Annotated in this window: 16 protein-coding genes; 9 read left to right on the top strand and 7 right to left on the bottom strand. The window is 54.8% G+C overall.

The window, feature by feature from the left end:
• Positions 1-18 precede the first annotated feature (18 nt).
• From MKI83_RS04835 to pdxJ, 5 genes are read left to right on the top strand one after another with little or no spacing between them, the layout of a single operon-like run.
• Positions 19-399 carry a DUF4845 domain-containing protein gene (locus MKI83_RS04835; RefSeq protein WP_241583742.1) on the top strand — a complete coding sequence of 127 codons (381 nt, stop codon included), beginning with the start codon at positions 19-21 and terminating at the stop codon, positions 397-399.
• A complete protein-coding gene (gene rnc, locus MKI83_RS04830) occupies positions 396-1,088 on the top strand; it encodes a ribonuclease III (RefSeq protein ID WP_241583741.1) in 693 nt (230 codons plus the stop codon). Before MKI83_RS04835 ends, rnc begins: the two co-directional genes overlap by 4 nt.
• Positions 1,089-1,095: 7 nt before the next feature.
• Entirely contained in the window at positions 1,096-1,998 is a 903-nt protein-coding gene (gene era, locus MKI83_RS04825; RefSeq protein ID WP_241583740.1) for a GTPase Era, read from the top strand.
• Between the two features lie 3 nt (positions 1,999-2,001).
• Positions 2,002-2,682, top strand: a complete 681-nt coding sequence (recO, locus tag MKI83_RS04820; RefSeq protein WP_241583739.1) for a DNA repair protein RecO — start codon at positions 2,002-2,004, stop codon at positions 2,680-2,682.
• 9 nt (positions 2,683-2,691) lie between these two features.
• The gene (gene pdxJ, locus MKI83_RS04815) at positions 2,692-3,432 is read left to right on the top strand and encodes a pyridoxine 5'-phosphate synthase (protein WP_241583738.1); all 741 of its coding nucleotides are present in this window, start codon (positions 2,692-2,694) and stop codon (positions 3,430-3,432) included.
• 50 nt (positions 3,433-3,482) lie between these two features.
• Here the strand turns inward: pdxJ and cmoB are convergent, their stop codons facing one another.
• The 3 genes from cmoB to MKI83_RS04800 form a co-directional block, all read right to left on the bottom strand.
• Positions 3,483-4,442 (bottom strand): tRNA 5-methoxyuridine(34)/uridine 5-oxyacetic acid(34) synthase CmoB, encoded by a 960-nt coding sequence (gene cmoB / locus MKI83_RS04810; protein ID WP_241583737.1) that lies wholly within the window; start codon positions 4,440-4,442, stop codon positions 3,483-3,485.
• Positions 4,439-5,179: a carboxy-S-adenosyl-L-methionine synthase CmoA gene (cmoA, locus tag MKI83_RS04805; RefSeq protein WP_241583736.1), complete on the bottom strand. Its 741-nt coding sequence runs from the start codon at positions 5,177-5,179 to the stop codon at positions 4,439-4,441. The genes cmoB and cmoA overlap by 4 nt, the downstream gene beginning before the upstream one ends.
• A gap of 137 nt (positions 5,180-5,316) precedes the next feature.
• Positions 5,317-5,886, bottom strand: a complete 570-nt coding sequence (locus MKI83_RS04800) for a hypothetical protein (protein WP_241583735.1) — start codon at positions 5,884-5,886, stop codon at positions 5,317-5,319.
• Between the two features lie 256 nt (positions 5,887-6,142).
• Here MKI83_RS04800 and MKI83_RS04795 point away from each other — a divergent pair, with 256 nt between their 5' ends.
• On the top strand, positions 6,143-6,904 hold the full coding sequence (locus MKI83_RS04795; protein ID WP_241583734.1) for a helix-turn-helix domain-containing protein: 762 nt from the start codon (positions 6,143-6,145) through the stop codon (positions 6,902-6,904).
• Positions 6,905-6,939: 35 nt separating this feature from the next.
• Here MKI83_RS04795 and MKI83_RS04790 read toward each other — a convergent pair whose 3' ends face one another.
• Entirely contained in the window at positions 6,940-7,866 is a 927-nt protein-coding gene (locus MKI83_RS04790) for a LysR family transcriptional regulator (protein WP_241583733.1), read from the bottom strand.
• 101 nt (positions 7,867-7,967) lie between these two features.
• On the opposite strand from MKI83_RS04790, the gene fpr reads away from it, so the two are divergent.
• Positions 7,968-8,744: a ferredoxin-NADP reductase gene (gene fpr, locus MKI83_RS04785; protein ID WP_241583732.1), complete on the top strand. Its 777-nt coding sequence runs from the start codon at positions 7,968-7,970 to the stop codon at positions 8,742-8,744.
• A gap of 128 nt (positions 8,745-8,872) precedes the next feature.
• Here fpr and MKI83_RS04780 read toward each other — a convergent pair whose 3' ends face one another.
• Complete coding sequence (locus MKI83_RS04780) at positions 8,873-10,219, bottom strand: OprD family porin (RefSeq protein WP_241583731.1); 1,347 nt, start codon at positions 10,217-10,219, stop codon at positions 8,873-8,875.
• A gap of 370 nt (positions 10,220-10,589) precedes the next feature.
• Between MKI83_RS04780 and MKI83_RS04775 the strand changes: the two genes are divergently transcribed.
• On the top strand, positions 10,590-11,024 hold the full coding sequence (locus MKI83_RS04775) for an HIT family protein (protein WP_241583730.1): 435 nt from the start codon (positions 10,590-10,592) through the stop codon (positions 11,022-11,024).
• A complete protein-coding gene (locus MKI83_RS04770) occupies positions 11,021-11,233 on the top strand; it encodes a SlyX family protein (RefSeq protein WP_241583729.1) in 213 nt (70 codons plus the stop codon). The genes MKI83_RS04775 and MKI83_RS04770 overlap by 4 nt, the downstream gene beginning before the upstream one ends.
• 67 nt (positions 11,234-11,300) lie before the next feature.
• Here MKI83_RS04770 and MKI83_RS16910 read toward each other — a convergent pair whose 3' ends face one another.
• Positions 11,301-11,894 (bottom strand): cold-shock protein, encoded by a 594-nt coding sequence (locus tag MKI83_RS16910; RefSeq protein ID WP_272493011.1) that lies wholly within the window; start codon positions 11,892-11,894, stop codon positions 11,301-11,303.
• Between the two features lie 94 nt (positions 11,895-11,988).
• Positions 11,989-13,059, bottom strand: a complete 1,071-nt coding sequence (locus MKI83_RS04760) for a GGDEF domain-containing protein (RefSeq protein WP_241583728.1) — start codon at positions 13,057-13,059, stop codon at positions 11,989-11,991.
• Positions 13,060-13,093 lie beyond the last annotated feature (34 nt).

The raw sequence follows: 13,093 nt of genomic DNA, 5'->3' as shown, positions 1-13,093 counted from the left end.
GTGTCGAGCGGGGTGCGTATGCAGCAGCGTAAACATCAAAAAGGCATGTCAGTGATGAGCTGGCTGCTAGTTCTGGCTTTGGCGGCTTTTTTGGCCAGCGCGGCGTTTAAGGTAATTCCACATTATCTGGACTTTATGGCGCTGGAAAAAATGGTTATGGCCATTGAGTCGCCACAAGGTCAGGGTATTACCAGTCCCGGTGATGTGTACGGGCATGTCGGTAAAGGGATGCAGGTCAATAGCATCCGTGATCTTGACTTAGAAAAGGCTATGGCGGTCGAGCAAGAAGGCAACGACTTTAAAATCAAATTCGATTATGAACGTCGTGAACCCCTGATTAAAAACATTGATCTGGTGGTTAAGTTCCAAAAAGAATTTCGCGTGCGTGCTCCCCAGTGAATCCTAATCTTGACCGACTTGAGCGCCGTTTAGGCTATAGCTTTGTCGATAAAGGCCTTATGCAATTAGCGCTGACGCACCGCAGTTTTGCGGGGCGTAATAACGAGCGGTTAGAGTTCTTAGGCGATGCGATTTTGAATTTTGTTGTTGGCGAAGAGTTGTTCAAGCACTTCCCGCAAGCCAAAGAAGGCCAACTCTCGCGTTTACGCGCACGCTTAGTCAAAGGCGCGACGCTGGCTATTCTAGGTAAAGAGTTCGATTTGGGTGAGTTTTTGCGCCTAGGCTCGGGCGAGTTAAAAAGCGGCGGCTTTCGCCGTGAGTCGATTTTGGCGGACGCTGTCGAGGCGCTGATCGGTGCGATCTATTTGGATACCGGCATGGAGCCCGCACGTGAGCGCACTTTGGCGTGGTTGTCTCCGTTCTTTGCTGAGCTCACGTTAGTCGATACCCATAAAGACCCAAAAACGCGCTTGCAAGAGTTTCTCCAGTCGCGTGGTGAAGAGTTGCCACGCTATACCGTGACTGCCGAAGAAGGCGAGCCGCATTGCCGAGTGTTTTTTGTCGAATGCCAAGTGGCATTGCTCGAGCACTCGACCCACGGCGAAGGCAATAGCCGTCGTCATGCTGAACAACAAGCTGCTGCGGCAGCATTGACGGCCTTGGGTGTCGCTGACACGCAGGCGTCCTGAGGTAACGATGTCTGATTCCACCAGCCGTTGCGGCTATGTAGCTATTGTCGGTCGCCCTAATGTGGGTAAATCCACGCTGCTCAACCATATCTTGGGGCAGAAGCTCGCGATTACCTCGCGCAAGCCGCAAACCACACGGCACAACATGCTCGGTATTAAGACCGAAGGCGATGTGCAGGCGATCTATGTGGATACGCCAGGCCTGCACAAAGATAACGAGAAAGCCCTCAATCGCTTTATGAACAAGAGCGCGTCCAGCGCGCTGCGCGATGTGGATGTCGTGGTGTTTGTCGTTGACCGTCTGCGTTGGACCGATGAAGACCAGATGGTGCTGGATAAGGTCATCCACGTCCGTTGTCCGGTGATCTTGGCCGTGAACAAGGTTGATAAGTTAGACGATAAGCAAACCCTGTTACCGCATTTAGAGTGGTTAACGGCGCAGCTGCCGGAGGCGCAAATCATTCCGATTTCTGCCCAGCAAGGTCATAACCTTGAGCGGTTAGAGCAATTGGTCGGCGAGCACCTGCCCGAAAGCGTGCATTTCTTCCCTGAAGATCAAATTACCGATCGTAGTTCGCGCTTTTTGGCGGCTGAGCTGGTGCGTGAGAAAGTCATGCGGCAACTGGGCGCTGAAGTGCCATACCAAGTGGCCGTCGAGATCGAGGAGTTCAAGCTCGAAGGTCGCTTGCTCACCGTGCATGCCCGCATCATGGTTGAGCGTGACGGACAAAAGCGCATCATCATTGGCGAAAAAGGCGAGCGGATTAAACGCATCGGCACCGAAGCACGCTTGGATATGGAAAAACTCTTCGAGCGCAAAGTCATGCTTAACCTGTGGGTTAAGGTGAAAGGCGGCTGGTCCGACGATGAGCGCGCTCTGCGTTCATTGGGTTATAGCGACGATTTGTAAGTCATGAGCGGGTTGACGGCCGCTTATGTGTTGCACGCCAAGCCCTATCGGGAAACCAGTGCCATTGTCGATCTGTTCACCCCAGACGGCCGCTCGCGCGCAGTCCTGCGCGGCGCGCGTGGCTCTAAAGGCTCGGCGGCACGGCCGTTTCAACCCTTAGAGATCGAGCTGGCAGGTCGCAGCGAGCTGAAAACCCTGCGCCGTGCCGAGAGCACAGCGCCGGCGCATTGGCTGCAGGGCGATTATTTATTCAGCGGGCTGTACCTTAATGAGCTGCTAGTGCGCTTGCTGCCGCTAGAGGAGCCGCATCCGCCGTTGTTCGCCGACTATCAGCTAACTTTAAGCGCCTTGGCTTGCTCGCAATCCTTGGAGCCTTTGCTGCGCGGTTTTGAATGGCGTCTGCTGGATGAGCTGGGCTATGGTTTCTCTCTGGACTGCGATGCCGCTGGCCATGCACTTGAGCCAAGCGCTTTTTACCGTTTCAACCAAGATCATGGCCTGGAATTAGCCTGCGAAGTTTTTGCCCCGGGCTTGCTGCTTGGCCGTGATTTACAGGCGTTAAGCCGCGCAGAGTGGCACACCCCTGGTGTACTAACCACGGCCAAACGTTTGATGCGCCAAGCCTTGGCGCCGCATCTAGGCTCGCGGCCTTTATTAAGCCGAGAGCTGTTCCGAACTCGTTAAGGAGTCACTATGAGCCAACCTCATCGCGTGTTATTGGGCGTTAACATTGATCACGTGGCGACGCTGCGCCAAGCGCGTGGCACGCGTTACCCTGATCCTGTTAAGGCTGCGTTAGATGCTGAAGAAGCCGGTGCCGACGGTATCACCTTGCACTTGCGCGAAGATCGTCGCCATATCCAAGAGCGGGATGTGTTGGTGATGCGTGAAACACTGCAAACACGGATGAATCTCGAGCTAGCTGTCACCGAAGAAATGCTCGCTTTTGCTGAACGGGTGCGCCCCGAACACGTGTGCTTGGTGCCCGAGCGCCGTGAAGAAGTGACGACCGAAGGCGGGCTGGATATTGTTGGCCAAGAAGCGCGTATCCAAGCGGCGGTGGCGCGGCTTAAGGCGGTTGGCAGTGAGGTGTCGTTATTTATCGATGCTGATCCCGCGCAGATCGCTGCCAGTCACCGTGTCGGTGCGCCGGCCATTGAACTGCACACCGGCGCCTATGCTGATGCCACCACCGTTGAGGCGCAAGGGACTGAGCTGGCGCGTATTGCCGCCGGTGTGGCGCAGGGTGTTGAGTTGGGCTTGGTGGTCAATGCCGGCCACGGCTTGCATTATCACAACGTAGAGCCGGTGGCGCGCATTGCCGGCATCAATGAGCTCAATATCGGCCACGCGATTGTGGCGCATGCGGTGTTTGTGGGCTTTAAGCAGGCGGTCGTAGAAATGCGCGAGCTAATCGCACAGGCCACTGCTTAAGTTTTAAGGCGCGAGGCCTTGCTGCTAGCTAAGTCAGCAAGGCCTCGGCTTTAGGGTTTGCGTGCAATCAGTGTGGCGCGCAGCGGTGCCGGGTAGCCTTCGCAGGTTTTAGTGCGGTCATGCGGATCCAAGAAATCCGGCAGCGACTGAAAGCTCATCCATTCGGTACTGCGCTGCTCATCGGCACTGGTGGGCGTGATGTCGACCGTGCGTACATCGCTGAACCCGGCGCGCCGTAGCCAGAGTTCTAGCGCACGCGCGGAAGGCAAAAACCACACGTTACGCATCTGTGCGTAGCGATCTTCCGGCACCAGCACCTGTTGTTCGTCGCCCGGCACAATCAAGGTTTCCAGTACCAAGGTGCCCCCGGGTAACAGGGTGTCTTTCAGCTGGATCAGGTGGTCAATGGGTGAGCGGCGGTGATAGAGCACGCCCATAGAGAATGTGGTGTCGAAGCCTTCCAGCTTTTCCGGAAGCTCCTCCAGCGTGAGGGGGAGTTGCCATGCAGGCAGCTCAGGCAAGTACTTTTGCACTGCTGCAAACTGGCACAGAAACAGCCAATTGGGGTCAACACCAATCACACTGCGCGCCCCAGCACCTAGCATGCGCCAGAGGTAGTAGCCATTTCCTGAGCCGACATCCAGTACGCGCTTGCCGTTAAGGTCGAGGTGCTTGGCCACGCGCTGCCATTTCCAGTCTGAGCGCCACTCGGTATCGACATGCACGTCGAACAGGTGAAACGGGCCTTTGCGCCACGGCTTGAGCCCCAGTAAGGCTTGCTCCAGTTGCACGCGGACGTCGCTATCCACGTCAGCGCTTAAAGTTAGGCTCTCGCGCAGTTCTATCTGGCTTGGCGTGAGCGCAGGCAGGGCGTTAAGTGCTGCACTCCAGCGGGCGAGATCGCCATGACCTTTATCGAGTTTGGCCTCTAGCTGCGCGGGCAACGTGTCTAGCCAGGCTTTAAGTGGCGTTTGTGCGAGGTGCGCGTATAAGCGCTCGAGCTGAATCATGGTTGGGCAATCAACGAGGCAAAGTTCAGGCATTGAAACCACACCGTCACGCGGCTAAAGCCTGCGCTCAGCAGTCGTTCGCGGTGTTCTTCTAAGGTGTCCGGCACCATCACACGTTCAAGAGCATTGCGTTTTTGCGCAATCTCTAACTCGCTGTAGCCATTGGCGCGTTTAAAGGCAACGTGCAGTTCGGTTAGCAGTGCTTGGTCGTTTTCATCGGCAAAATGCAGTTTCTCTGAGAGCAGCAGTGCACCGCCTGGCACCAGTGCCTGACGGATTCGCTTGAGCAAGCTCAAGCGCTGATCGGGCTGAATAAACTGCAAGGTGAAATTCAGCGCCACCACCGAGGTGGGGCTGAACGCCAGTTGGGTGATATCCGCCTCGATGACCTGCACTGGTAGCAACTCTTGGAACAAGCTGTCTTGCTGGCTCAGGTATTGCTGGCAGCGTTCAACCATAGCGGGTGAATTATCGACGGCGATCACTCGGCAGCCGTCTTGGCGCACGTGGCGGCGTAGCGCTTGACTGGTAGCGCCGAGCGAGCAACCCAAGTCGTACAGCGCCGTATTAGGTTGGGTGAACTGATTGGCCAGCACGCCTAAGTTTTCCACGATGGTAGGGTAGCCTGGCACCGAGCGCTTGATCATGTCAGGGAAGACCTTGACCACATCCTCGTTAAACACAAAGTCGCGCATGGGGTGATTGGCTTGGCTAAAAAGCCGGTCTGACTCGCTCACGGGGCTCTCGGGCTAGTGCTGATAAAGGCCGCGCATTTTAGCCTAGGTGAACAGGTAGCCCAAGCGGCCTATCGACCGCAGGGCTTGTTTATGTTGACTTCAGGACTGATCGCCTAGGCTGGGCACGCTGAAGTGCGTTAGAGCTGGTCGCTAATAAAGTCACCGGCATCTTGCAGTGGGCCTAGCGGGTGTTTTTTAGATTCGTAACGGCGGATATTAGGCTCGCCGTTACTGACCTTGTGCACCAGCACGTCATCGACCATCACAAAGACCGCGCTAAAGCTCCAGCCGTTGATTTGACGTTTTTTGCGAAAGTTGAACACGTCAGCCCAAAAGCTACCTACACGCTCTTTTTCTACGCGGCCAAAGCTAAATGAAAAACCACTGCAGCGATCCTTGGCTTCTAGGCAGGCCAGCATGCCATCGGGTAGGTATTCGATGGGCACGTTGGGTTGGATAAACATCAAGCGCAAGTCAATGAACGACAGCATGCGGCCATTGCCTTGGCTCAGAGGGTCAAAGCCCAGCTTGATCAAATCGCGGCGGCGGCTTTGTTGCACTTTGGCCATATCAAAACGCTGCACTGCGTCACTGTAGGTATCGAAGGGCGACAGCTGTTCTTCGCGAGAGCTAGGTAGCCAACTGCTGCAACTGGCGACCAACATCAAACTGAGTATCAACGTGGGCCATCGATAGTGCTGGGGCATAGTGATTCCTTAGTCGCCATCGCGCGGTAAACGCTCACCTGTACTAATGGATATAGACTGTTTTGCGCGGTGATGACGGCATGCGAGCTTTATTTGCCGAGCAAATCACCTAACTGCTCGCCGTGTTGTTGGTCGGGTGATGTTGCTTAAAGGGCGAAGCGGTGTGTTCTGGGGGCGACATTGGCGCGCTGTTGGTCGGCTTAACGCGTGACCTTGCTGGTAGGGATCGCTACAGTGGGCAAAAAAAGAGCTCCGTATGTTTACTGCCCGATTACTGCCGTTACCGCACGAAACTGATCAGCATGCGCATAGCCATCACCAGCTGGTGTTGGCCATACACGGTCGCGCTGAGTTTGAGTTGGCGGGGCGGGGCGGCTGTGTCAGTGAACAAGGCGCGTGTGTGGTGCCCGGCGGTGTGCGGCATGTGTTTGCTGGTCAGGGCGAGAACCGTATGCTGATCTTGGATCAGTCAGCTGACTCGGCTGAGCACAATGAGGCTTCGGATGCCGACCGAACCATGCTGGAGCAATTGTTTGCCGAGCCTACTTTTGCGCCGCTTGATCCCGCGTTCAGTCAATTAAAAAGCTATGCCGCCAGCGAATTGCAACGCTACGGGCACGACCGGCATTTGGCGCGTGCCTTAGGTGGCATGCTGCTACGAGCGTTGCATGTGCGTTTGTTTGGCGAGGCGCAACGCCAAGAGCGCGCTTCGCGGGTGGATATGCTGCATTTACAGCGCTATGTGAAGCGTCACCTGCGTCGGCGTATCAGTGTGGCGGAGTTGGCTGAAGAGGCGCACGTTAGCGCGGCACATTTTCATGCGCTATTTAAACAAGCCTCGGGGCTAACGCCGTACCAGTTTGTCTTGCAGCAGCGCCTGAGCGAGGCGCAGAGTTTGTTGCAGCACAGTGGCTTGTCTTTGTTGCAGATCGCTGAGGCGTGCGGCTTTGCCAATCAGGCGGCCTTAAGTACAGCGATGCGCCGCTATTTGGGTTTGTCCCCTAAGCATTTGCGTTAAATCAGTTAAGCCAAAACGGTTAAGCCAGCGTTTTCTTAAGCAATGCTGGGTAGCGGGATATCACTACTGCTGCTCAGGCCTTGGGTCATGGCTAAACACAGAGCTTGAAACTCACGCATGCCGGCGGTTTGGTATTTTTGTTTATGCCAGATGAAATAGAACTGACGCTGCAAGTTCAGTGCTGGCGTGCTCAGCGGCACTAAGCTGCCACGTCGAAAGGCATCCCGCAGAGCTAAGCGTGAAATGCAGCCAATGCCGAGGCCAGACTCCACTGCACGTTTGATGGCTTCGGTGTGTTCTAGCTCCAGTCGTACATGGAGTTGCTGGCGGTGCGGTCGCAGCGCAGCTTCAAAGGCGCGGCGGGTACCGGAGCCGGCTTCGCGCATGATCCATTCTTGGGCGGCGAGTTGGGCCATATCCACTTGCTTGGCTTTGGCCAGTGGATGACTGGGCGCACAAAAAACACACAGCTCATCTTCAATCCATGGCGTGACATGAATGTCGCGCTCACTGCATTCACCTTCGATCAGGCCAATATCCAATTCAAAGTGGCGTACTTGGTCGATGATATGTGCCGTGTTGTGCACATGCAGTTGCGCGTGCGCTTGCGGGTGGCGCTGCAAAAAAGCGCCAATTAACAAAGTCGCCAAATAGTTGCCGATCGTTAAAGTGGCGCCAACGCGTAGCTCACCAAAGCCGGCTTGCCCGCGCAGCAGGGCCTCAAACTCATCGGCCTGATCGAGCAGGGCAGCGGCTTTGGGCAGCATTTCTTCGCCCAGACTGCTGAGCTTTAGGCGTTTGCCTTGGCGATCAAATAGCTGGCAATCGAACTGTTTTTCCAGCTCCGCCAAGGCGCCGCTGGCTGCCGACTGCGACATCGCCAGTGTTTCAGCCGCACGTGACACGCTGCCGTGTTGCCCAGTGGCTACAAAGACTTGAATTTGACGCAAGCTAAATCGCATATCGGTAATGCCGTTAAAGCTAATCAGATAATACTGTTTAACAGATAAGTGGTTGGCTTTCTAGAATGGCCGCACATCCACCGCTGTTTGAGGAGCTTGCTGTGAGTAATCTGGCTATTGAGCGCATTTTGAGCGTGCATCATTGGAATGACACGCTGTTCAGCTTTAAAACCACCCGTGACCCCGGTTTGCGCTTCGAAAACGGTCAGTTTGTGATGATTGGTCTGCAGGTGAATGGCCGCCCCTTGATGCGCGCGTACAGTATTGCCAGCCCTAACCATGAAGACCACTTAGAGTTTTTTAGCATCAAGGTGCAAGACGGGCCGCTAACCTCGCGCTTGCAGCACCTTAAGGATGGCGATGAGCTGATCATCAGTCGCAAACCCACGGGCACCTTGGTGTTGGATGACTTACTGCCGGGCAAGCATCTGTATTTGCTCAGTACGGGTACCGGCTTGGCGCCGTTTATTAGCGTGATTCAAGACCCTGAAACCTACGAGCGCTTTGAAAAGGTCATTTTGGTACACGGCGTGCGTCAGGTGAATGAGCTGGCCTACGCAGAGTTCATTAACGAGCATCTACCCAACAATGAATACTTTGGCGAGCACGTGCGCGAAAAGCTGATTTATTACCCTACGGTCACGCGGGAGAAGTTTGCCAACAACGGCCGGCTGACCGACCTAATGCGCTCAGGCAAGTTGTTTAACGATATCGGCTTGCCGCCCCTGAACCCTGCCACAGATCGCGCCATGATTTGCGGTAGCCCCAGCATGCTGAATGAAACCAGTGCGATGCTGGAGGAGTTTGGCTTAAAAATTTCGCCCCGCATGGGCGAGCCGGCAGACTATGTGATTGAGCGGGCCTTTGTAGAGAAATAAGCAGAGGCTGTGAGGCACAACAAAAAAGCTGCTCAAGAGCGGCTTTTTGTTGTGTGGTGTTTATCTCGGATAAAAGAAAACCCCGGCAAGCCGGGGTTTTCTTAATCAATCGATTACCTAAACTGAGATTACAGAATGCTCAGTGGGTACTCGACGATCAGGCGAACATCATTTACGTCATCGTCTACGCCAGTGTTGGCGCGATAAACGGCACTACGTAAACGGAAGGAAAGGTCTTTTGCCGCGCCTTCCTGTAGTACGTATTTGGTCTCAAAGTCCCATTCGTGCTCTTTGGCGCTGTCGGTGGTGGTTACGCCGTCGTCGTCGCGAACAGTGATGTCCTTGCCGGTGACGTAGCGAGTCATGAAGCTCAGGCCTGGAATGCCAAAAGTGGCCATGTTCAGGTCGTAGCGAGCTTGGTAAGAGCGTTCGTCTTCATAGTTAAAGTCAGAGTATTGAACAGAGTTGGCAACATAAATTGCGCCGCCGCCGTCTACGCCGTAAGTGTGGCCTGTGTCACCGCTAGACTGCTGGTAGCCTACAGTGAACTTGTGCGCACCGATGGTGTATGAAGGGGCGATACTCCAGATCTTGTTATCAACTTTGCCGGCGTATTTCTTGCCGTCATCTACCGTACGGTAGAAGTTAAAGTCGATACCAAAGGCTTGGTCATTACCCAAATCTTGACCATAGTTCAGGTTCAAGTAACGCTTGGTGTAGAAATCTTCTACATCGGAGACGAAAACGGCACCGCTGAAGTTGTCAGTGAAGCTGTAGTTGGCGCCAGCGATATTTGCAGAGCGAAGAGTCTGGCTTTTTTGGGTTTTGGTATCACGACCAGTGGCAGTTTGACTGCTTAGTGCGGTGAAGCGACCGGCGGTTAAGGTCAGGCCAGAGATCTCATCACTGGTCAGCAGGCTGCCGGTGGCAACTTCTGGAAGGATGCGGCTGTCATCGGTGGAGAACACAGGAGTGTCGACCATCATGTTGCCGTGCTTCAAGACAGTGTCAGAAATACGGAATTTAATGGCGCCGCCAATTTCAGACTGAGTATCTTCTGGCTGGCCGTCAGCGTTATTTGAGAACAAACCATTGCCAGTGCGGCCAGTGCCGCTGTCCAGCTTGATGCTGCTCAGGCTGTGTGCGTCAAAGCCAACGCCAACGGTGCCTTGGGTGAAGCCTGACTCGAACAGTACGCGGACACCTACACCAGTTTCTTCGCGGTAACCCTTCTTATAACGATCAGTATCGTTGGTAGCGTTGCCGTCGCCATCGCTATCTACGGAGTTATCAGTGTCAACGCCAATGTTGCCAGCACCGTTACGGAAATCACGGTTCATGTACAGCGCGCGGGTGAACAGATTCAGGCTGCTGTCTTCGACGAAGCCCTTGGAATCGGCCTGGTTGGCCATGGCTACCGAGCTGGTTGCTGCTGCAACGGCAACGGCGATAGCGCTCCACTTGATCATTTGCATTGTGGTTGCTCCTTAAAGGTTTTGGAGTTATGTCATCCCTTCGCAAATAGGGATGATTATTTCTTCTTGTGTCGGCGCGTAACTTATAGCACGACAAAACGCTTGGCGATAGTTCTGTGGCTAGCACAAAGGATATGTCGCTTATGTGTAACTACGGCGTCGATCATTTGAAACTACGGGGTGTCTTAAATGACTGGACTACCCATGATTATGAGAGCAGCAATGCCCGTGCCAGTCTCAATCGGCCGATTCTATAAGGGTTTAAGCCCTTGTTTGGCGATGTGTTGCACAAAACTGGTGCGCCTTGCAGGCGTTGTGCTCGGCTATGCTTCTTATATGATGCGCGACATTCTGTGATGTGAGGTGTGCCATGTTTGAATTGGATCAACGCTTAGCGGCGGACTGTTTGCGGGTGGGCGACTTCCCCTTATCCCGCTTGCTATTAATGAATGACGCGCAGTATCCGTGGTTCATCCTTGTGCCGCGCCGTGAGGGTGTGAGCGAGGTGTTTCAGCTGGACGCTGCTGACCAATCTGCTTTGTGGCAAGAAGCGGCAGGGCTGGCCGAAGTGCTGAAAGATATCTTCAGTGCCGACAAAATGAACATTGCCACCTTGGGCAATATGGTGCCGCAGCTGCATGTGCATGTGATTGTGCGGCGCAAGTCCGATGCGGCATGGCCGGCGCCGGTATGGGGCAAGCATCCCGCCATGGCTTATACGGCAGAGCAAATTCTAGCGGTGCGTGAGAAGCTGCGTTTGGTCTTGAATCGGCAAAACTTCACCTTTGCTGAGGATGAGGTATGAGCGAGGAGTTAACGCAGCGTGTGGCAGAGTTGGAAATGCGCTTGGCGTTTCAGGATGACACCATTGAGGCGCTAAATGACGCCTTGACCGCACAGCAGGCGACGATCACTAAGCTAGAGCACAGTGTGGCGCTGTTGGCGCAGCGCCAAAAAGAGTTGGCTACGCAGATGCCGGCCGATGCGGTGGATGCCCCGCCACCTCATTATTAAGTGTGTTTCTGACATAAAAATGCCCGCAACAGTGCGGGCATTTTTATTGCTATGGACTAAGGCAGTCTTAGCGACCGAAGATTTCGACGTCTTCGGCTTGCAAGCCTTTTTCGCGGTTGGCGACGAAGAATTCAACGCTTTGGCCTTCCACTAAAATGCGGTGGCCGTCGCCGCGAATGGCGCGGAAGTGCACAAACACGTCGTCGCCGTTCTCGCGGCTGATAAAGCCAAAGCCCTTGGAGGTGTTGAACCACTTAACGGTGCCGCGCTCGCGACCATCTTGCGGCTGGGTGCGTGGCATGCTGTTGCCAGTGTTGGTCGAGGCGGTGCTGCCGCTACCGATTAAGCCCAGTATGGCGGCCAGTAACGTGGCGCTCAGGGCCAGGGCGGCAGCGGGAATGCTCTCGTTAATGGGGCCAAGCGGTGCAAGCACAGTGGCGGCTTGTAAAATCACGGCCAGCACTAGCAAGGCGCTGACTAAGTACTGAACGAACGATGGCGCTTGTTGGCCTTTAAACAGTGGGGCGAGCAATAAGTGGGTAAGACCGAGCGATGCCAAGAGCAAGGCGTCACCGGCGATGTTGCCACGAGTGGCTGCTAAGACGAATAACAACAGCGCTGCAGCGCCGCTAACAACGTGAAGAATTTTTAGGCTTTTCAAGGGACTAATACCTTAAACAAACAGAATGAAATGATATGGGTACGGTGCGCGAATGCGCCGCCGTATTTAACCGCAAAGCGGCGGTTGGCTCAAATCACTTGCTGCGGGTTTTAGTCAAATTATCGGTTTTAGCGCCGACGCTGTTGCGGCCACTGCGCTTGGCGCGATAGAGGTCTTCGTCAGCGCGGTGGATCAGGCTGTCGAGTGTGTCGCCGGGTTGGGCTAGGGCAACACCAAAGGAGGCGGTGATGTTGTCGAGGGTCTTATCCGTATTGCGGACTTTGACGCGCAGGCTTTGCAGCTTGGCACGCAGGGCTTCGGCCAGTGCGCGGGCTTCATCGAGCTTGCCGCACGGATTGAGGATGACGGCAAACTCTTCGCCGCCATAGCGTGCACACAGCGCGTGACTGGGGGTTTGTTCGCGCAGCATTTGCGCCACAGTTTGCAGGACGCGATCGCCCAGTACGTGGCCGTATTGGTCGTTGAACGCTTTAAAGTGATCAAGATCGAGCATGATCAGTGCTGCGTTGGGGTGCTGCTCGGCCAGTGCTTGCTCAAGGAAACGGTTGAACGAGAAACGGTTAAAAACTTGGGTGAGGGCGTCGAGGCTGGCCGCCATTTGGGTCTTTTTCAGCTGGTTGCGCAGGTATTGCACTTCTGCCTGTGCGGCTTGCAGGCGATAGAGGAATTTTTCCTGCTGCTCTTGCATGGCGTAGGTGCTGTCGAGCAGCTCTTCGAGCACGCTGGGCAGCTCGTCCATCACGGGCTCGTGCAGGACTTCTAAACCGTGCTTTAGGCTCTTTTCGTAGTTTTTGCCGCCGTCGAGTGAGCGAGTTACCTCGCTCTCAAGGGTGTCGACAACATCAATCACTTGCTGTTGGCCGCTACGCGCTTGTTCGAGTTCGCCATTAATGATGTATTCGCGGTACAGCTTGATCGCAGCTTCTGGGGGGAAGACCGCAAAGTTATTGACGATGCGGTCTAGGCGCTGCTTGAGTTCAGCATTGTTGCCTTGCGCATAGCTGTACCAGAGGGCGTAGTGAATCGGGTTGGGCGGGATGTCGTGCCTAACCATGTTGGGTACAGCTTGCTTGAGCAAGTTGGCAGCTTCCCGAGTTTCTTCGGGGAACACATCCATCAAGTTCCTTGATTTCGACTTAGGCATCCGTGGGCTCTAGGCAGGCACTCATACAGTGGGA

The sequence above is a fragment of the Atopomonas sediminilitoris genome, from assembly GCF_022601735.1.
Classification (GTDB): Bacteria; Pseudomonadota; Gammaproteobacteria; order Pseudomonadales; family Pseudomonadaceae; genus Atopomonas; species Atopomonas sediminilitoris.
The sequence above is the reverse complement of the archived record's forward strand: the minus strand, read 5'-3'. Positions and strand labels throughout refer to the sequence as shown.

What these genes read in the sequence shown, in the direction of transcription:
- MKI83_RS04835 (WP_241583742.1), top strand. Translation starts at nt 19, where the DNA reads ATGCAGCAGCGTAAACATCAAAAAGGCATGTCAGTGATGAGCTGGCTG.
- era (WP_241583740.1), top strand. Translation starts at nt 1,096, where the DNA reads ATGTCTGATTCCACCAGCCGTTGCGGCTATGTAGCTATTGTCGGTCGC.
- recO (WP_241583739.1), top strand. Translation starts at nt 2,002, where the DNA reads ATGAGCGGGTTGACGGCCGCTTATGTGTTGCACGCCAAGCCCTATCGG.
- pdxJ (WP_241583738.1), top strand. Translation starts at nt 2,692, where the DNA reads ATGAGCCAACCTCATCGCGTGTTATTGGGCGTTAACATTGATCACGTG.
- cmoB (WP_241583737.1), bottom strand. Translation starts at nt 4,442, where the DNA reads ATGATTCAGCTCGAGCGCTTATACGCGCACCTCGCACAAACGCCACTT.
- MKI83_RS04800 (WP_241583735.1), bottom strand. Translation starts at nt 5,886, where the DNA reads ATGCCCCAGCACTATCGATGGCCCACGTTGATACTCAGTTTGATGTTG.
- MKI83_RS04795 (WP_241583734.1), top strand. Translation starts at nt 6,143, where the DNA reads ATGTTTACTGCCCGATTACTGCCGTTACCGCACGAAACTGATCAGCAT.
- MKI83_RS04790 (WP_241583733.1), bottom strand. Translation starts at nt 7,866, where the DNA reads ATGCGATTTAGCTTGCGTCAAATTCAAGTCTTTGTAGCCACTGGGCAA.
- MKI83_RS04780 (WP_241583731.1), bottom strand. Translation starts at nt 10,219, where the DNA reads ATGCAAATGATCAAGTGGAGCGCTATCGCCGTTGCCGTTGCAGCAGCA.
- MKI83_RS04775 (WP_241583730.1), top strand. Translation starts at nt 10,590, where the DNA reads ATGTTTGAATTGGATCAACGCTTAGCGGCGGACTGTTTGCGGGTGGGC.
- MKI83_RS04770 (WP_241583729.1), top strand. Translation starts at nt 11,021, where the DNA reads ATGAGCGAGGAGTTAACGCAGCGTGTGGCAGAGTTGGAAATGCGCTTG.
- MKI83_RS04760 (WP_241583728.1), bottom strand. Translation starts at nt 13,059, where the DNA reads ATGCCTAAGTCGAAATCAAGGAACTTGATGGATGTGTTCCCCGAAGAA.